The 16481-nt window shown below is 72.2% G+C and carries 17 protein-coding genes and 1 pseudogene; 7 read left to right on the top strand and 11 right to left on the bottom strand.

The window, feature by feature from the left end:
- The first annotated feature begins 35 nt into the window (after positions 1-35).
- Positions 36-1400: a UDP-glucose dehydrogenase family protein gene (locus OIE51_RS09925; RefSeq protein WP_326597031.1), complete on the top strand. Its 1365-nt coding sequence runs from the start codon at positions 36-38 to the stop codon at positions 1398-1400.
- 248 nt (positions 1401-1648) lie between these two features.
- On the opposite strand, the gene OIE51_RS09920 is transcribed toward OIE51_RS09925, so the two are convergent.
- The 5 genes and pseudogenes from OIE51_RS09920 to OIE51_RS09900 form a co-directional block, all read right to left on the bottom strand.
- Positions 1649-2107 (bottom strand): hypothetical protein, encoded by a 459-nt coding sequence (locus OIE51_RS09920; protein WP_326597029.1) that lies wholly within the window; start codon positions 2105-2107, stop codon positions 1649-1651.
- A 226-nt stretch (positions 2108-2333) separates the two neighbouring features.
- Positions 2334-2519, bottom strand: a pseudogene (locus tag OIE51_RS09915) (N-acetylmuramoyl-L-alanine amidase); the annotation flags it as partial.
- 45 nt (positions 2520-2564) lie between these two features.
- Entirely contained in the window at positions 2565-2885 is a 321-nt protein-coding gene (locus tag OIE51_RS09910; RefSeq protein WP_326597028.1) for a hypothetical protein, read from the bottom strand.
- Between the two features lie 5 nt (positions 2886-2890).
- The gene (locus OIE51_RS09905) at positions 2891-3439 is read right to left on the bottom strand and encodes a hypothetical protein (protein WP_326597027.1); all 549 of its coding nucleotides are present in this window, start codon (positions 3437-3439) and stop codon (positions 2891-2893) included.
- Between the two features lie 126 nt (positions 3440-3565).
- Complete coding sequence (locus OIE51_RS09900; RefSeq protein WP_326597026.1) at positions 3566-4771, bottom strand: helix-turn-helix domain-containing protein; 1206 nt, start codon at positions 4769-4771, stop codon at positions 3566-3568.
- 172 nt (positions 4772-4943) lie between these two features.
- Between OIE51_RS09900 and OIE51_RS09895 the strand changes: the two genes are divergently transcribed.
- Positions 4944-5159 carry a hypothetical protein gene (locus OIE51_RS09895; protein WP_326597025.1) on the top strand — a complete coding sequence of 72 codons (216 nt, stop codon included), beginning with the start codon at positions 4944-4946 and terminating at the stop codon, positions 5157-5159.
- Between the two features lie 504 nt (positions 5160-5663).
- Here OIE51_RS09895 and OIE51_RS09890 read toward each other — a convergent pair.
- Both OIE51_RS09890 and OIE51_RS09885 read right to left on the bottom strand, forming a co-directional pair.
- Positions 5664-6566, bottom strand: a complete 903-nt coding sequence (locus OIE51_RS09890; RefSeq protein WP_326597024.1) for a 1-aminocyclopropane-1-carboxylate deaminase/D-cysteine desulfhydrase — start codon at positions 6564-6566, stop codon at positions 5664-5666.
- Positions 6567-6572: 6 nt separating this feature from the next.
- Entirely contained in the window at positions 6573-7097 is a 525-nt protein-coding gene (locus OIE51_RS09885) for a CGNR zinc finger domain-containing protein (protein ID WP_326597023.1), read from the bottom strand.
- A 92-nt stretch (positions 7098-7189) separates the two neighbouring features.
- On the opposite strand from OIE51_RS09885, the gene OIE51_RS09880 reads away from it, so the two are divergent.
- Positions 7190-7579: a VOC family protein gene (locus tag OIE51_RS09880; protein WP_326597022.1), complete on the top strand. Its 390-nt coding sequence runs from the start codon at positions 7190-7192 to the stop codon at positions 7577-7579.
- Positions 7580-7697: 118 nt separating this feature from the next.
- Here OIE51_RS09880 and OIE51_RS09875 read toward each other — a convergent pair whose 3' ends face one another.
- Complete coding sequence (locus OIE51_RS09875; RefSeq protein ID WP_326597020.1) at positions 7698-9026, bottom strand: LCP family protein; 1329 nt, start codon at positions 9024-9026, stop codon at positions 7698-7700.
- 109 nt (positions 9027-9135) lie between these two features.
- Here OIE51_RS09875 and OIE51_RS09870 point away from each other — a divergent pair, with 109 nt between their 5' ends.
- Positions 9136-9669 (top strand): acyl-CoA thioesterase, encoded by a 534-nt coding sequence (locus OIE51_RS09870; protein WP_326597018.1) that lies wholly within the window; start codon positions 9136-9138, stop codon positions 9667-9669.
- 9 nt (positions 9670-9678) lie between these two features.
- Here the strand turns inward: OIE51_RS09870 and OIE51_RS09865 are convergent, their stop codons facing one another.
- The 3 genes from OIE51_RS09865 to OIE51_RS09855 form a co-directional block, all read right to left on the bottom strand.
- Entirely contained in the window at positions 9679-10110 is a 432-nt protein-coding gene (locus OIE51_RS09865) for a J-domain-containing protein (RefSeq protein WP_326597016.1), read from the bottom strand.
- A gap of 165 nt (positions 10111-10275) precedes the next feature.
- Entirely contained in the window at positions 10276-11190 is a 915-nt protein-coding gene (locus OIE51_RS09860; RefSeq protein ID WP_326597015.1) for a DNA-3-methyladenine glycosylase family protein, read from the bottom strand.
- A gap of 34 nt (positions 11191-11224) precedes the next feature.
- The gene (locus OIE51_RS09855; RefSeq protein WP_326597013.1) at positions 11225-12568 is read right to left on the bottom strand and encodes an N-acetylmuramoyl-L-alanine amidase; all 1344 of its coding nucleotides are present in this window, start codon (positions 12566-12568) and stop codon (positions 11225-11227) included.
- A 129-nt stretch (positions 12569-12697) separates the two neighbouring features.
- Here OIE51_RS09855 and OIE51_RS09850 point away from each other — a divergent pair, with 129 nt between their 5' ends.
- The 3 genes from OIE51_RS09850 to OIE51_RS09840 all read left to right on the top strand — a co-directional run bounded on the left by OIE51_RS09850 (position 12698) and on the right by OIE51_RS09840 (position 16481).
- On the top strand, positions 12698-13450 hold the full coding sequence (locus OIE51_RS09850; protein WP_326597012.1) for a TIGR03089 family protein: 753 nt from the start codon (positions 12698-12700) through the stop codon (positions 13448-13450).
- Positions 13451-13489: 39 nt separating this feature from the next.
- Positions 13490-14527 (top strand): hypothetical protein, encoded by a 1038-nt coding sequence (locus OIE51_RS09845; RefSeq protein WP_326597010.1) that lies wholly within the window; start codon positions 13490-13492, stop codon positions 14525-14527.
- Positions 14528-14909: 382 nt separating this feature from the next.
- Positions 14910-16481, top strand: a complete 1572-nt coding sequence (locus OIE51_RS09840) for an LCP family protein (protein ID WP_326597008.1) — start codon at positions 14910-14912, stop codon at positions 16479-16481.

Genomic DNA, 16481 nt, shown 5'->3' with positions numbered 1-16481 from the left:
AGCTTGCCGACACACCCGGGTTTATGCTCGTGACCATGCCCTCGGAGACGCCCTCGAAGACCCTCCCCAAGATCACGGTCATCGGCACCGGATACCTCGGCGCCACCCATGCGGCGGCCCTCGCGGAGCTCGGGTTCGAAGTCCTGGGTCTGGACGTGCTGCCCGAGAAGATCGAGCTGCTGTCCCGGGGTGAAGTCCCGATCTACGAGCCGGGTCTCGGCGACATCCTGTCCCGCCACGTCAACGGCCTGCCCGGCTCCTCCGGCCGGCTGTCGTTCACCACCTCCTACGTCGACGCCGCCGCCTTCGGCGACATCCACTTCATCTGCGTCAACACCCCGCAGAAGCCCGGGGAGTACGCCTGCGACATGAGCTACGTGGACGCCGCCGTCGAGTCCCTGGCCCCGCATCTCACCCGCCCCGCCCTCGTCGTGGGCAAGTCCACGGTCCCCGTCGGCAGCGCCGCCCGCCTGGCCCGCCGGGTCGCGGAGCTGGCCCCGGCCGGGGAGGCGGCGGAGCTGGCCTGGAACCCGGAGTTCCTGCGCGAGGGCTTCGCCGTCGAGGACACTCTCCGCCCCGACCGGATCGTCGTCGGCGTGACGAGCGAACGCGCCGAGACCCTGCTGCGCGAGGTCTACGCGAAGCCGGTCGCCGAGGGCGTCCCGTTCCTCGTCACCGACCTGCCGACGGCCGAGCTCGTCAAGACGGCGGCCAACGCCTTCCTCTCCACCAAGATCTCCTTCATCAACGCCATGGCCGAGATCTGCGAGGCGGCGGACGGCGACGTCGTGAAGCTCGCCGAAGCGCTCGGACACGACGACCGGATCGGAAAGAAGTACCTGCGCGCGGGTATCGGCTTCGGCGGCGGCTGTCTGCCCAAGGACATCCGGGCGTTCATGGCCCGCGCGGGCGAACTCGGCGCCTCCGAGGCGCTGTCGTTCCTCCGCGAGATCGACTCGATCAACATGCGCCGCCGCGCCAGCATGGTCGAGCTGACCCGGGAAACGCTCGACGGCTCGCTGCTGGGGAAGCGGATCGCCGTGCTGGGCGCGGCGTTCAAGCCGGACAGCGACGATGTGCGCGACTCGCCCGCGCTCAACATCGCGGGCCAGCTCCACCTCCAGGGCGCGGAGGTGACCGTCTACGACCCGAAGGCGATGGATAACGCCAAGCGCCTTTTCCCGACCCTCCGTTACGCCTCCACGGCGGTGGAGGCGGTGACCGGCGCGCACGCCGTTCTGCACCTCACCGAGTGGCGCGAGTTCCGCGAGCTGGACCCGGCCGCGCTGGCCGAGGTCGTCTCGACGCGCCATATCCTCGACGGGCGCAACACGTTGGACCCGGTGCTGTGGCGCAAGGCCAACTGGACGTACCGCGCTCTGGGCCGTCCCACGGCGTAAAACCGGATGCGCGGCCCCGGCCCTGGGCCCCGTTCCCGACCATCGGCGCGTGCTGACCGGCCACTGGCCCCTCGCGGGGCTCCGCCTGACCACGCCGCGCCTGGAACCGCGGCTCCCGACGGATGAGGAGCTGGCCGACCTGGCCGACCTCGTGGTGCCCGGCGTCCACCCGCCGGAGGACATGCCGTTCCTGGCCCCGGCGACCGACCTCCCTCCCGCGGAACGCGCCCGGTCCGTGGGTCTCCGTCTCATCGCAGCTCGGCATGGGCGACGTTGAACCCTCCCCGCACGACCGGCGCGAACGGCGCCGGCGCCATGCACGTCCCGACCTCGGCCTCCTCCCCACCGTCCAGCAGGTTGCCCACCCCCCACGACAACCCGACCCGATCCCGCCCGCCGGGCCCGTCGTAGACGCTGAACCCGAGCCGCCGCCCCACCCACTCGTCGGGCCCCTCGGCGATGACGGCCGTCAACGTCGCGGTACGGGGCCCGGTGACCAGACAGTCCACGTCCCCGCGCGCGGTCTGAGCGGTACCGTCCTCGGCGAACCAGTGAAAGGTCTCCACCCGCCCGACCGCATCCGTCGGCAACCCCTCGGGGAACCCCGGCACCGGCCTGCTGTACGGCGCGGCGTGCGCGTCGAAGGCGAACGACCGTACATCCCCGTCGAGTTCGAACGGCAGCCGGAACGCCCCGCTCCCGGTCACACTGGCCGACTCCCTCGGCCGGCCCATCTCCTCCCCAGCTCTTGACGTCGTGTCCCCGGCGGTCACCCCCAGAGCCACGACAACGACGCCAACCCCCCACACCACTCTGCGTCTCGCCGCACGCGCCATGACACCTATCGTGCACGATCGGTCGCGCAGAGCGAAGAGGGTCAGTGTCCCAGGCGTTCCCGCACGCACTTCCTGATGAGTCCATCGAGATCCCGGGACCGCGGGGATCCACCTTGCCTGGCTGCCACTCCGCGTGCCCGATGACCGAGGTGTCGCCGTCCTCACCCCACCGGTGCGCCCGGCAGATGGCGGCCGAGGCCCGCACGATAGCGTCCACCTGCGCCGGCGGGAACGGGTCCTCGTTGTCGCCCAGGTTGACGCACTCGAAGCCGTAGAAGCTCCTCGCCAAGGACGGCACGGTGCACCTGGTGGAGAACGGCCGGGCGAATCACGCGGGGAAGGGGGACGGCGCCGTTGAAGGCTGTGAAGGCCGAGAAGTCGTGCGGGTCCCGTCGGTGGCGACTTCGGCGGCCTGTGCGCGCCCGGCGCGGGCGCGGGCCTGGGCGATTTGCGCGGCTTGGGCCGCGCGGCCCTGTGCCATCAGGTCCCTGAGCTGGCCCGGGGACATCCGAAGCTCCAGCCGCGACGGCGGTGTCCGGCCGGATGGGTCGTGGCTGATGCCGGCGACCACGAGCCGGACGCACAACTCCGGGTGCGGGTCCCCCGCCCGCGCCAGTGCCTCATCGCTGAGCAGGGCCAGCGTCATCATGCCGCTCACCGCCCGGCCCCCGCGTGGCAGTCACAGTTGCACGGCTCGTAGATCACCGAGCTGTCCTGCGGGGAGGAGGGCACCTCGGCCTTGGTGCACGCCTCGTGCTCGCCGAAGAGGCACTCGGGCGAGGTGAAGGTGGACGCGGCGGCCCTCAGTCTCCGTTCGCCGGTGACGAGGGCGAGCGTGTCGTACAGCAGCGCCGGACAGGTCAGGCAGTCCCCGGCCGGAGGGATCACCCAGCGCAGGAGCGCCCTGTCCGGAACGGCTGCCGGGGGAACGACGATCTCGCAACCGGCGCCGAGGACCCCGACGCACGGCAACGACCAGCCCGCGGCCGACCCGGGCCTGACGAACCATGTGACGAATCCCTGCTCCGGGTCATCGATCACCGGCCCGGACCGCTCGCCGAGCCGCGCGATGGCGCGGACGCCCTCGACGCTGTAGGCCGTGACGGCATCGAACCACCGGCCGGTGGGCCGGAGTTCGGGATACCGGCCGACGGGAATCCACTCGGGTACCGCTGGGGGTAGTGCGGGGGCGATCGTCGCCATAATCGGCTCTCCAGTGAGCTGCCGTGCGCTGACAGTCACAGAATTCCCCTGCTGAACCCCTTTGGTGTTACCACGCTGGCAACAGGCGATACCTCAGGAAACGCTTGACGCTGTACCAACTCTCCGCTAAACGCCACACCACAGCGCGTAGTCCCTAAGCTCGTCCGTGGCCCGCGCCCGAGCACGCAGCAACGTGCCGACCGTCTCGTGAACGCCTGGGTGATATCGAGTTTGCTGTGGTGCCACCGTCCGTGCCTTTGCCAATGACCGCTGCGCCGCATCGTGCTGCGCGGTCCAAGCCTCCGACCTCGCGCGTGATGCCCAGTAGGACGCCGCCCTAGCCTTCGGGTAGTCCTCGGGCAGGTGCAGGCTCTGGGCGGTCTTCAGTGCTTCGCCGTGCCGGTCCTTGTCAGCCGCCACGGACATGGTGTGAATCGCTACGTTCGTAGGTCCGAAGACCAGTCCGTAGTCGGGAAGTTCACCAGTCTGATTGGCGAGCTCGCGGGCCTCGCCAAGCCAGTCCGCCGCCGTGTGTCCCACCCCAGCGCGGCGCGCGAGCACCGACGCTTCCAGGTACAGCGCGCCGCGTACCGCCCGTGTCGCAGCCGTCCCGTCGTCGTCCAGGTCGCGGAGCGCCTGGTGCACGAGGCGGGACCCTTTATCGGCCCGGGTCGCGTCACCCAGCAGTCGGGCCCGGTCCCACCGCTCGATGGCGACCTGCCGAGGGTCGCCGGAGTGCGGTGCGGCAGCCGCCATACGGCCGAGAGCGTGCCGTGCCAGATCCATGAACCCGAGCCTGCGCGTGGCGACATAGGCCGTGCGGCCCAGCTCGGCCTGGAGCCAGAACGCGCGCTCACGGTCGCGGCCGGGACGGTCGTGGAAGAGCACGGTCGCGTTGACCTCCGCGATGAGGCCGGGAAGGGCCTCGGCGACCTCAAACTGCATGCCAGCCTCCCGCTTGGCGTCCAAGGACCGCACTTCCGCCTCCAGGACTGCCAGAGGACGCGGCGGTGGGTCCTCCTCGTCGGGTGCGATGTCCCAGTCGTCGAGCGAACTGGCGATGGGTGACAGCAGGGCGTCGAGTTGGTCCCGCTTCAGCATGTGGATGTACGGCTGCCCGTACAGCACAGAGACGCTGACACTGAGCGCACGAGCTAGGGCTGCAACCACGCTTACGCTGGCGTACCGCTTGCCCGACTCGACACGGGAAACCTGGGCAGGAGAGACGTGCGCCCGACGGGAAAGCTCTCGCAGGGTGTATCCGCGCAACAGGCGGATCTCTTGGATGCGTGTCCCGATCCCCTCTATGGGGGCATGGGTGGGTGCTCGCATAGTGGACTCCGTTGCCGTCCTTGCGCTGACACCTCGGACGGTACCCCTCCGCTTGCGGGGGGAACAGCGAACGGCCCCGCCGGTTGGCGGGGCCGTAGTGCTGGCCACTCAGTTGGGGCGAATCGTGCCGGGTCCGGCGGCATCCACCCCCGCGTACTGGGAGCATGCCGCCATGGTGGATAGCCGATTTATTGGATTGCCGCACGAGCCCGGCCCCTTCGAGGCCCGGCAGTACCGCGACGGCTGGTGGTACGTGATCACACCTGACGGAGGCATTGCCCACGACACCAGGCCGGACGGTACTCCCCAGGCAGCCCGGGACATGACCGAGACGGACGCCCAAGCACTGGCGGCGAAGCTGAACGAGCGGTTCGGTCTTCAGTCCTAGCGGGGGTTGAAGGTGCTGCCGCAGTCGTCACAGCGCCATTTCCGGCTGAACAACCCGGCGGAACTCACGTTGGTGCTTTCGCAGTTGGGGCATGTCATGGGCGAGTCGTACCCACCACCGGGTCGGCTGACGCCGCACGTCCGAGTGAACACACGGGCGCCGCGCCCCTCGGTCTGGCCCGCAATCCCGGCGAGCTGCTGAAACCGCTGCGCCGCGCGGGACTCGACGTCGAAGACGTCGACCTCTCGGACCCGCGCGTGATCGAGTGGTGCGGCGGCGGTCCCCGTATCTGGGAGTGACCCGTGCCAGGGCACAACGAGAAACCCCCGGGTGCCTGCCTTCACGAGGAAGGCCAGGCGCCCGGGGGCATCGCGAGACGTCGGTCAGCGGCGGGAGCGCCCCGCCGCCTGCCTGAGCAGGAGCGGGACACCCGGCCGCGAACACCCCCGCGCGGGGGCTTCTCGTTGTGCGCGCGGAGGTGTCGCGGCTCGGGGCGTTGTGTCCTCACGGCGTGGCCGGGCCCGTTACCACCAGGGTTATTCGTGTTCCGGGTGGGAACTGCCCGGTCCGGGCCAGGTCGTAGACGCAGTGCAGGGTCTTCGCCACGTAGTGGCGTTCCAGCGCCACCCCGTGGCGGGACTCGAAGTCGGCTGCGAATGCCGCCAGTTGGGGGGAGGTGCGGGCGTAGCCGCCCGCGTGGTGGGTGTGGTGGATCTGCCAGTTGTCGAAGGTGCGGTGCCAGCCTTGCTCGTGGAGGCGGGTGATCTCCGACTCCAGGTAGCCGGAGGCGCCCTTCAGGGCCGCGACGCCCAGTGCCCGGGTGCCCGGGGGGAGGGCGGCGGCCATGCCCGCGAGGGTGCCGCCGGTGCCGACCGCGCAGCAGATGACGTCGTCCGGGCCGAGGTCGGGGAGCAGTTCGCGCACGGTGTCGGCCGCGCCTCGTGCGGCCAGGACGTTCGAGCCGCCCTCGGGGAGGACGGAGCAGCGGCCCCAGGCCCGCAGCAGTCGGCGTTGGGTTTCCGGCGTGGACAGGGTGGACAGCGTCGCCCGGTAGGTGCGGCGGTCCAGGAACGACAGGCGCATGCCGTCCGCCTCCGCCGCCGTCAGGGACCAGTTGCGGGGGGCGTCGGCCAGTTCGTCGCCCCGGATCAGGCCCACGCTCTCCAGACCGTACGCCGCCGCGCCGGCCGCCACCGCGCGTATGTGGTTCGAGTAGGCGCCGCCGAACGTCAACAGGCGGGTGTGACCCTCGGCCACGGCCGCCCGCAGATTGGGCATCAGCTTGCGCCACTTGTTGCCCGGGATCAGGGGGTGGATCAAGTCATCCCGCTTCAGGCGAAGTTCCACTCCAGCGCGGGCCAACACCGGGTCGGGCAGGCGCAGGACCGGAGACGGCAACAGCGGCATCGCGGCTCACTCCCCCCGCTGCTTCGCCCGGTACGCCCGCATCTTCGCCCGCGACCCGCACACCTGCATCGAGCACCAGCGCCGTCGGCCCGCCGGGCTGTGGTCGTAGTACGCCCAGCGGCAGCTCTCCGCACCGCATGCCTTCAGCCGCTGCCACGTCCCGCCCGCCTCTGCCGTGGCGATCGCCGCCGCGACGCGCGCGGTGAACTCGGCGGCCGGGGAGAGGCCGGGGGCGGGGGTCAGCGAAGCCCGGCCGGTGGCGTCCACCGTCACGGTCAGCGGGGCCGACCTCAGCAGCGCGGCCAGCTGAGCCCCGCGCTCCGGGCGCATGTCGGGGCCGGTGTGGGCGACGCACGCTTCCCGCAGCGCCTCCCGCAGAGTGACCAGCCCGGGCACCAGCCCGGGCACCGGCAGGCCGCGCTCCTCCGCGAAGGCGGCGAGCGTGTCACGGCCGGATTCCACATCGAGGGTGTTGATCAGGTCCTTGATCAGAACCAGCCCCTCGGGTATCCGTCTGTCTCCGGCGCTCACGCTTGCCACGTTACCGGCACTGGGCCATGATGAGGTAACTCGTTACCGATAGAAGCGACATGTAGGTAACGCACACACGGAGGAGAGACGTCATGGCCGTAGCCACGATGGGGGTAACCGTTCTGGACTGCCCCAATCCCCGGGAGCTCGCCGAGTTCTACGCCGCCGTTCTCGGCTGGGAGGTCGACGCGAGCGACGGCGAGGGCGACGGCGACGGCGAGTGGGTCGAGCTCATCGGGCCGCACGGGCGGCGGCTCGCCTTCCAGCGGTCCGACGGCTACCAGCCGCCGCGGTGGCCGAGCACCGACATGCCGCAGCAGTTCCACCTCGACCTCGACGTGGCGAAGGAGCACCTGGACGCCGCCGAGCAGGAGGTGCTGCGGCTGGGCGCGAAGCTGCTCGAAGGCGACGACGGTGGCAAGCGCGGCTGGCGGGTCTACGCGGACCCTGCCGGACACCCCTTCTGCCTCTGCGCCTGCTAGCTGGCGAGCGCGGAGACGGGCACAACGACGATGGGGCCCCGCGGCCCGGCCGCGAGGCCCCATCGAAAGAGGAGGAGAGGGAGGCTGAGGAGAAAGGCTGAGGGAAGGAGGAGAGCCGTCACTCCTGCCCGACCGTCACCTCTTCATCGTTGATCAGCTGCTGCATCAGCAGGTCCACCTGCTCCTCGTCCCAGAGGACGGCGGACCCCTTGCTCGTCTCGTAGCCGGGGTCGGCGACCGGCATGTTCATGCGGTGCGCGCCACGCATCGCCCAGAACATCCCGCGCAGATCCCACAGGCTCATGTCCTTGTCCACGATCAGCGCGTCCAGGCTGGCGCTCATCGTCGGGTACAGCGTGAACGGGTTCAGCAGCGTCGACGGCGACGCCGCCTGGTCGGCCAGCGTGCTGAGGAACTCCTGCTGGTTCTGCGTGCGGCCGAGGTCGCCCTCGGCCTCCTGGTAACGCTGCCGGTTGTACGCCAGGGACTCCGCGCCGTCGAGCCGCTGGCAGCCCTCCTCGAAGTCGGCGCCCGAGTTCTCGTCGTGGATCGCCTCGTCGAAGCACATCTCGACGCCGCCCAGCGCGTCCACGACGTTCGCGAAGCCGCCGAAGCCGATCTCCGCGTAATGGTCGATGCGCAGGCCGGTGTTGTACTCGACCGTGCGGACCAGCAGCTCCGCCCCCTCCGACGAGTAGGCCGCGTTGATCTTGTTCTGCGACTCCGGGATGCGGTTGCCCGTGACCGAGCCGGTGAACTCCGGGATCGTCACCCACGAGTCGCGGGGGAGGCTGACCATCGTGTTCCCGTTGTCACCGATGTGCAGGATCATGATCGTGTCGGTGCGCTGGCCCTCGGTGCTGCCGGTGTGCAGGTCCTGCTGCTCTTCCTCGCTCAGCCCCTCGCGGCTGTCGGAGCCCACGATCAGGTAGTTGGTGCCCTCGCCCGCCTCCGGCCGGTCCTCGACCGAGGCCAGGTCCACGTCGCGGCGCAGTTTTCCGTCGGCCCAGAAGTAGGTGCCGACCCCGGTTATGAGCAGGATCAGGACCAGCGCGAGCGCCGAGTACCCGATGCGGCGACGCCAGTTCCGGGGGCCGCGGGGACCGCGGGGGCCACCCGGACCGCGCGGGCGCGAGCCGTCGTCGCCCGGGTAGTACGCGCCGGGGCCCGGAGCCTGCGGCGGGGACGGCGGCGCCGGGCGGGAATGGCCGGCGCCCCGGTAGACCTGGCCCTCGTTGTAGCCGGAGTCGTACCGCTGCGCCTCGTCCGGAACGGTGTCCTCGTGGGGTCCCGGCCCGGGCTCGGGCGCGCGCGGATGCGGCGGGCGTTGGACGTGGGGCATGACCCGGGCGTTCTCGGGTCGTGGGTTTCCGCCCGCGCCCCGGCCATAACGGTCCCGGTTCCGGTTCTGCTCGCCGTCGCTCCACCCGGAGGGCCAGTCGCTCATAGCAGCTAAGTGTGCCTGTCCCCCGCGAGAGGCAGGGAGCCGGTGGTCATGACTGTGTCAGAGCTGATGCAATCCGCCGGTGCGCGCGACCCGGCTTAGGGTGGCGACCATGACCGACCTCCCCGGAAAGCCCACCTCGGCCTCCCGCACCACGCTCTCGCACATCATGACGCAGGCCGATGTGAACCTGCTGGGCACCGTCCACGGTGGCGTGATCATGAAGCTGGTGGACGACGCGGCCGGGGCCGTCGCCGGGCGGCACTCGGGCGGCCCGGCGGTGACGGCGTCGATGGACGAGATGGTCTTCCTGGTGCCGGTCCGGGTGGGTGACCTCGTCCACGTCCACGCCCAGGCGAACTGGACCGGCCGCACCTCCATGGAGATCGGCGTGCGGGTCATGGCCGAGCGGTGGAACGAGTCGACCCCCGCCACCCAGGTCGGCAGCGCCTATCTGGTCTTCGCCGCCGTCGACGAGAGCGGCAACCCGCGGAACGTGCCGCCGGTGCTCCCGGAGACCGACCGTGACCGGCGCCGCTTCCAGGAGGCGCAGATCCGCCGCACGCACCGGCTGGCCCGGCGGCGGGAGATCAAGGAGCTGCGCGAACAGAAGACCGGGAGCGGCGGGGTCGCCGGCACCCCGTGACGCGGCCGTTCAGGACGACGCGCGCCCTTGGTACCCCTCGTGCCCCTCGTGCCCCTCGCGCCACTCCCCGACGACCTTCTCCACGTCGTAGGGGACCAGGTTGAGCGGCGGGCCGGACATCGGACGCCGGAGCGCCGCGCCGATCTTGTCGTTGATCTCCGTCACGATCCGCCGCACCTCCGCCTCGTTCCCGGCTCGGGCCGCCGCCGCGAGGGCGTCCTCCGCTTCCTTGCGCAGCGCGAGCGTCGGCGGCAGGAGCGTCAGACCCTCGTCGGCCATCTTCCGCCGGACCCACCACAGGTCGTCGTAAGGCCGGTCGAGATGGGGGAGCGGGCGGCCGGTGCCGGGCAGGTCGGCGAAGTCGCCGCGTTCCTCGGCCTCGCGGATCTGCTTGTCGATCCACGACTCGAAAGTGACGCCGGGCGGCTTGCGTTCGGTCATCGTCGGGTCTCCTGGACAGGCGCAGGTCTTCCGTACGGCGTCCACGGTACGGGCCACCGGCGATCGCCCGCCGCCCCACCGCAGCCGCCCCGCCCCGGCCCGGTCGTCCGCCCGCAGCCGCCTGCCCGCAGCCGCGCGACGTCACAGCGCCACAGCGTCACAGCGCTACAACCGCGCGATGTTCGCGTGCCGCTGGCGCGGCGCGCGGCGGGCCGGGGCGACGCCGGTCAGCAGGATCAGCCGGGCCGCCCGGTACCGCTGGCCCGCGTAGGGCGCCAGCAGCTCCAGCATCCGCTCGTCGTCCGCGTCCCGCTCACCGCCGCCGAGCGCGTGACCGATGATGCCCGGCAGGTGCAGATCCCCGACCGTGATCGCGTCGGGAGCGCCGAGAACGCGTTGCAACGTCTCGGCCGCCGTCCACGGCCCGATGCCGGGCACGGCCCGCAGCCGGGCCATGGCCTCCGGGAGTGCCATGCCCGCCGCCTCCTCCATCCGCCGCGCGAGCCGCACCGCCCGCAGCACCGCCGCCGACCGCTTGCCGTCCACGCCCGCCCGGTGCCAGTCCCAGGACGGCACCCTGGCCAGCACGCGCGGCTCGGGCATCACCCACATGCCCAGCTCGGCGCCGGGGCCGGGCGCCGGCTCGCCGTACCACCGCAGCAACAGCCGCCAGGCCCGGTGCGCCTCCTCCGTCGTCACCCGTTGTTCGAGGATCGAGGGGATCAGCGACTCCAGCACCAGCCCGGTCCGGATCAGCCGCAGCCCGCCGTGGCGGCGCACCGCCTGGGCCACCAGCCGGTGACATGCAACGAACGCCTCCGGCTCGTCGTCCGCCCCCAGCAGCGCGGGCAGCCGCTCCAGCGCCCAGTCGGCCCCGGGCCCCCAGGCCGTGCCGTCGACCGACCCCGACCGGCCGCGCACGACGCGCAGCGTCGCCGGACCCTCCGGCGTGCGCGTGGCACGCCAGATCGCGCCGTCGCCGGCGGCGCGGAACGCCGGGTCGTACGGCCCGCGCCGCAGCACGAGCAGGCTGCGGCGCAGATCGTACGGTTCGGGCGGGGCCCAGCTGCGATCCGGCATGATCCGGCAATCTACTGCCGGCGTCGGACCGGCGTCACCTGCCCTGGAGATCGGCGGCGGTGGCGCGCACGGTCGGCAGCTCGGCGTACAGCTCGTCGCCGGGGCAGTCGGTGTTGTAGCCGTCGCGGTGACCGGAGACGTTGTTCAGCTCGATCGTCGTGCCCTCGGGGTAGGTGCCGCCGCTGGACGTGCGGTTCTGCGCGCCCTCGGGGTCGCCGTCGTGCAGGCCGAGCTTCCACGCGGTCAGCAGTGAGACGCTGGCGAGGATGTCCTCGTTGGGGGCGGTGCTGGAGTAGGTGCCGAGGACCGAGACGCCCATGCTGTTGTGGTTGAAGCCGAGGGTGTGGGCGCCCTGCACGGGTTCGGTGACGCCGCCGGCCCGGCCCTCGTAGATCTCGCCGCACTTGTCGACGAGGAAGTTGTAGCCGATGTCGCGCCAGCCCTCGCTCTCCACGTGGTAGGCGTAAATGCCGCGGATGATCGCGGGCGCGTCGGAGCAGGAGTAGTCGTTGGTGCCCGCCGTGTGGTGGACGAAGACGGTCTTGATCGTGTCGGTGTAGACGAAGTCGTCCTCGCGCAGGCTCTCGTCCGCGCCCCAGTCGGCCCGGGTGGTGATCGGCGGGCGTGGGGCCTCGAACTCGCCCTCCGCCGACCTGGGCTCCTCGGCGGGCGGCTCCTCCCCGTCCGCCTCGGGGGTCTCGCCCGGGTCGATCAGCTCCAGCCGCAGCCCCTCGGGCAGCCCCTCGGACAGCGCGTCGGCCGTCCCGGCCGCACCGTCCTTGTCGGCGTCCTCGTCGGCCGCGCCGCCGACCCCCTCCGCATCGCCTTCGCCGGGCACCGCCCGGACCTCCACCCCGTCCGAGGGGCCGACCCACAGCGGCGCGGTGCCGCCGCGCACCCCCGCGTCGCCGGCCTCCGCCGTGCCCGGGTCGGGGGCGTGGGCGGCGTTCGCGTCGAGTTCGATCCAGTCCGACCAGGCGCCCGTGGGCTCCGCCCGGGTGCGCACCTCCACCTCGCCGCGCAGCTCCGCCGCCGCGTCCGACCAGATGACGCCGAGCAGCGAGAACGGATCGGTGTCGGTGGGCGGCAGCCCCTGCGCGCCGTCCGGCCCGGCCGGCTGGCCGCCCGCCCGGGTCCTGGGTTCGAGCGGCTGCAACGGAAGTGACTGGAGGCCAACGGTCCCCATAGCCCGGGCCCCGGACGACTCCGCGGTCCCGGCCCCGGACGACTCCGCCGTCCCGGCGGCGGTGGCGCCGGACGGCAGGGCCAGGGCCGCCAGACACGCGGCACCCACCGTCGCCACCGACCGGGCGGCGAACGAGGACGCGAACAACGACGCGAACGAAGACGCGAAGGTGGAAGCAGAGAGTGATCGCATGACACCGATCCTGGCCATACTCCGTCTTATATGTCTATCGGTCCGTAGTTATTCGCTGACTCCATGTGAGCTACGGTGACCGCCCGCCGCCCATGGGCCGCGGAGCCCCCCGGGCGTACCCTGACGCTGATGAACATCGCCGACCGCACCCCCGCTGACCTGCTGCGTTCCGCACTCGCCTCGGATGCCGCCCGTCCCCTGGTGACGTACTACGACGACGCCACCGGCGAACGTGTCGAACTCTCCGCCGCCACCCTCGCCAACTGGGTGGCCAAGACCGCGAACCTCCTCCAGGACGAGCTCTCCGCCCTGCCGGGCGACCGCCTCGCCCTCCTGCTGCCCGCCCATTGGCAGACGGCCGTCTGGCTGCTCGCCACCGCCGCCACCGGGGTGGTCGCGGAGCTGGAGGGGGACCCGGCCGAGGCCGACCTCGTCGTCACCGGCCCGGACGCGCTCGAAGCAGCGCGCGCCTGCCGCGGGGAGCGTGTCGCGCTGAGCCTGCGCCCCCTCGGCGCCCGCTTCGCGCAGCCGCCCGCCGGCTTCACCGACTACGCCGTCGCCGTGCCCGCCCAGCCCGACACGTTCGCCGCCTACGACCCGCCCGGCCCGGACCACACGGCCCTCGTGACCGGCGGCCGGGAGCTGACCGGCCGCGAGGTGGTCGAACGCGCCCACGCCGACGCCGCCGAACGCGGGCTCGGCCCCGGCGACCGCCTGATGTCCCTCGCCCCGTTCGGCACTTGGGAGGGCGTCTCGGCCGGTCTCTACGCCCCGCTGGCCGTCGGCGCGTCCGTCGTGCTGTGCCGCAACGCCGAACGCCTCGATGCCGCCGCGCTGGCCGCGCGCCGGGAGAGCGAGCGCGTCACCCACTTCGCCGCCTGACGGTGGCCGGGACGGCGCGGTGCCCGCACGATCGTGACCATGAGGGTGCCGCGCCAGCCCGCCTACCACCGGCTCACCGCCCCGCCGGGTCCACGGCGGCCGGTCCCGCCCGACGGCCGCGAGCCCGGCCATGACCCCCGCCCCGGCGGACGTGGTTGGCCGCGCTGGGTGGCCCTCGCCGCCGCGGCCACCGTGCTCGCCGTCGCGGCGGCCGGCTGGGCGGTCCTGCGCCGCGTCGAGGACACCGTCGTGGCCGACCTCGCCACCGCCGCCGAGTTGGCCCGCCACGACCGCGAACGCCCGCCCCCCGGACCCGGCGCCGCCCGCAACGTCCTGCTGATCGGCACCGGGGACCGGGGCGCCCGCGCCACCGCTCTCCTCCTGCTGCACCTGCCCGACGATGGCGAGAGCGCCACCGCCGTCTCCGTTCCGCCCGGTCTGCCGGTGGATGTGCCCGCCTGCACTGGACGCGACGGCACCCCGGTCCGCGCCACCCGCGCCTCCCTCGCCCGCGCCTACGCCACCGGCGGCACGGCCTGCCTCGTCCGCGCCCTGGAACGCCTCACCTGGCTCCGCCTCGACGGCCACCCCACGACCGCCGCCCCGTTCCCGACCGCCGCCCCGACCCCGACCCCGGCCACGGCCTCGACCGCCGCCCCGGCCACGGCCGCCGCCCCGACCCCGGCCACGGCCACGGCCTCGACCGCCGCCCCGACCCCGGCCGCCGCCCCGTTCCCGACCGCCGCCCCGACCCCGACCCCGGCCACGGCCTCGACCGCCGCCCCGGCCACGGCCGCCGCCCCGACCCCGGCCACGGCCCCGGCCTCGACCGCCGCCCCGACCCCGGCCACGGCCACGGCCTCGACCGCCGCCTCGACCCCGGCCACGGCCTCGACCCCGGTCGGCGTCTGCGCGTTCCACCGCTCCGAGGCCGCTCCCGCCGAACTGCGCGCCGTCCCGCCCGCCCGGTTGCGGGTGCTGGACGTCCCCGCGGACGACGACCGCCGCGCGCACGCGCTGCTGACGCGGCTGCGCGCCGATCTGCCCGCCGCCGGGGAGCCGATCTGTGCCGGGTGAGCAACTCGATAAAGACCCTAAAAAGGGTGAGTAGCCGGAGGTTTGCCCCCACCGCTTCGGGTGGAATACGTCACCGCGATCGCGACCCCTGGAACCTGGAGGCTAGTGTGTGCCGTCTGATCCTCTAGAAAGCACACGGAGGGCGCACGGACACGTGGACGCGCAGGGACGTGGGGGTGCGGGCGATATCGATCCCGCCGATCAGTGGGTGTTCAACCCGGACACCGGCGACTATGAGCTGCGGTTGCCCGGCTCCCGTCAGGCGGGGCAGGGCGAGCGGCCGAGACGGTCGTCAGCCTCAGGCGACCCCACACGCAGGAGTCGTAACGCTCCGCCACCGCAGCGTCGCTCACCGTCGGACCGGCCGGACGGGGACCGCCCCGTGCCGGGCCGACGGGACAGCCGGCCCCCGGCGCCCAGCCGTCGCAAGGGGAAGGACGCCAAGGGGAGCAAGACCGCCAGGAAGCGCGGACGCACCAAGAAGGCGCTGATGTGGACCGGCGGCGCGCTCGCGATGCTGCTGATCGTGGGCTGTGCCGGCGCCTGGTATGTCTACAACCGGCTGAACGGGAACATCACCAAGGTCGACGTCGGCATCGAGAACGACTTCCAGTCGGACGAGCCGGTCAACATCCTGTTCATCGGGACCGACACCCGCTCCGGCTCGGGCAACGAGACCTACGGTGGCGAGGCCAGCGAGGGCGCGGACACCACGATCCTCATGCACTTCTCCGAGGACCGGTCGCACGCCACCGGCCTGAGCATCCCGCGGGATCTCATCACCGACATCCCGGACTGCGAGGTCGCGCAGGAGGGCGGCGGCACGGAGGTCATCCCCGGCTCCCAGGGCGTCCGGTTCAACCAGAGCATGGGCGCGGGCGGCCGTGACCCGGGCTGCGTCTGGCGCACGGTCCAGGAGATGACCGGCGTCGAGATCAACCACTTCATGATGGCCGACTTCAACGCGGTCAAGGACCTCTCGACGGCCGTCGGCGGCGTCCCGGTCTGCGTGGCCGAGCCCATCGACGACCCCAAGTCCGGTCTCCAACTCGACGCCGGACGGCACGAGGTGCAGGGCGAGGACGCGCTGGCGTTCGTGCGCACCCGCCACTCGGTGGGTACCGGCAGCGACCTGAGCCGGATCGAGCTCCAGCAGCAGTTCGTCGCCTCGATGGCCCGTGAGATCACCCAGGGCGGCATGCTCAACAGTCCCACTCAGATGTTTGACCTGGCGGACACGGCGACCAGGTCGCTGACCGTCGACACCGGTATCGGCAGCATCCAGCGGCTGATGGACCTCGCTCAGGATCTCGGCCAAGTGCCGATGTCCGACATGAACTTCGTCACGCTGCCCGTCCTGGACAACCCCGACGAGCCCGAGGGTGCCAAGGCCACCGTCGTCATCGACGAGTCCCGGGCCGCGCCGATCTTCCGGATGCTCCGGGAGGACATCTCGATGACGGACTCCGGCGAGGAGGAAGGCTCCGGGGGCCCGGGTGACTCCGGTGACTCCGGTGACTCGGGGAGTTCCGGCGACGACGGGCAGGGCGGCGGCGCCTCCGACGAGCCCGAGCCGGCCCCGGCCGCTGAGGTCAGGGTCGACGTCTTCAACGGTGGCGACGTGATCGGCGCCGCCCAGGAGACACTGGACTGGCTGCAGAACGTGGAGGGTGTCCCGCTGTCGACGAACGCGGGCAACGCCCCCGAGGCGCAGGAGAAGACCACCCTGGAGTACGGCCCTGACCAGGCCGGCCAGGCGGCGACCCTCGCTGAGATGATGGGCCTGCCGGACTCGGCGCTGCGTGAGCAGTCGGCGGACGCCGGAGACGAGCCGATGGTCCTCGTCCTCGGCGACGACTTCCGCGGCGCGGGGGAGCCCATCGAGGTCCCGGCGGAGCTGCCGGAGGACGTCACCAGCATCACGGCGGATGACGAAGACGTCTGCGCCTCATAA

Origin of the sequence: Streptomyces sp. NBC_01803 (assembly GCF_035917415.1) — a bacterium.
Classification (GTDB): Bacteria; Actinomycetota; Actinomycetes; order Streptomycetales; family Streptomycetaceae; genus Streptomyces.
Note: the sequence above shows the minus strand (reverse complement) of the source record. Positions and strands in the feature narration are given on the sequence as shown.

Bases quoted from the DNA above. Each gene is read 5' to 3' on its own strand.
- OIE51_RS09845 (WP_326597010.1), top strand. From the start codon at position 13,490: ATGAGGGTGCCGCGCCAGCCCGCCTACCACCGGCTCACCGCCCCGCCG.
- OIE51_RS09875 (WP_326597020.1), bottom strand. From the start codon at position 9,026: ATGAGCGACTGGCCCTCCGGGTGGAGCGACGGCGAGCAGAACCGGAAC.
- OIE51_RS09905 (WP_326597027.1), bottom strand. From the start codon at position 3,439: ATGGCGACGATCGCCCCCGCACTACCCCCAGCGGTACCCGAGTGGATT.
- OIE51_RS09855 (WP_326597013.1), bottom strand. From the start codon at position 12,568: ATGCGATCACTCTCTGCTTCCACCTTCGCGTCTTCGTTCGCGTCGTTG.
- OIE51_RS09860 (WP_326597015.1), bottom strand. From the start codon at position 11,190: ATGCCGGATCGCAGCTGGGCCCCGCCCGAACCGTACGATCTGCGCCGC.
- OIE51_RS09865 (WP_326597016.1), bottom strand. From the start codon at position 10,110: ATGACCGAACGCAAGCCGCCCGGCGTCACTTTCGAGTCGTGGATCGAC.
- OIE51_RS09925 (WP_326597031.1), top strand. From the start codon at position 36: ATGCCCTCGGAGACGCCCTCGAAGACCCTCCCCAAGATCACGGTCATC.
- OIE51_RS09895 (WP_326597025.1), top strand. From the start codon at position 4,944: ATGGTGGATAGCCGATTTATTGGATTGCCGCACGAGCCCGGCCCCTTC.
- OIE51_RS09910 (WP_326597028.1), bottom strand. From the start codon at position 2,885: ATGATGACGCTGGCCCTGCTCAGCGATGAGGCACTGGCGCGGGCGGGG.
- OIE51_RS09900 (WP_326597026.1), bottom strand. From the start codon at position 4,771: ATGCGAGCACCCACCCATGCCCCCATAGAGGGGATCGGGACACGCATC.
- OIE51_RS09870 (WP_326597018.1), top strand. From the start codon at position 9,136: ATGACCGACCTCCCCGGAAAGCCCACCTCGGCCTCCCGCACCACGCTC.
- OIE51_RS09880 (WP_326597022.1), top strand. From the start codon at position 7,190: ATGGCCGTAGCCACGATGGGGGTAACCGTTCTGGACTGCCCCAATCCC.
- OIE51_RS09850 (WP_326597012.1), top strand. From the start codon at position 12,698: ATGAACATCGCCGACCGCACCCCCGCTGACCTGCTGCGTTCCGCACTC.
- OIE51_RS09890 (WP_326597024.1), bottom strand. From the start codon at position 6,566: ATGCCGCTGTTGCCGTCTCCGGTCCTGCGCCTGCCCGACCCGGTGTTG.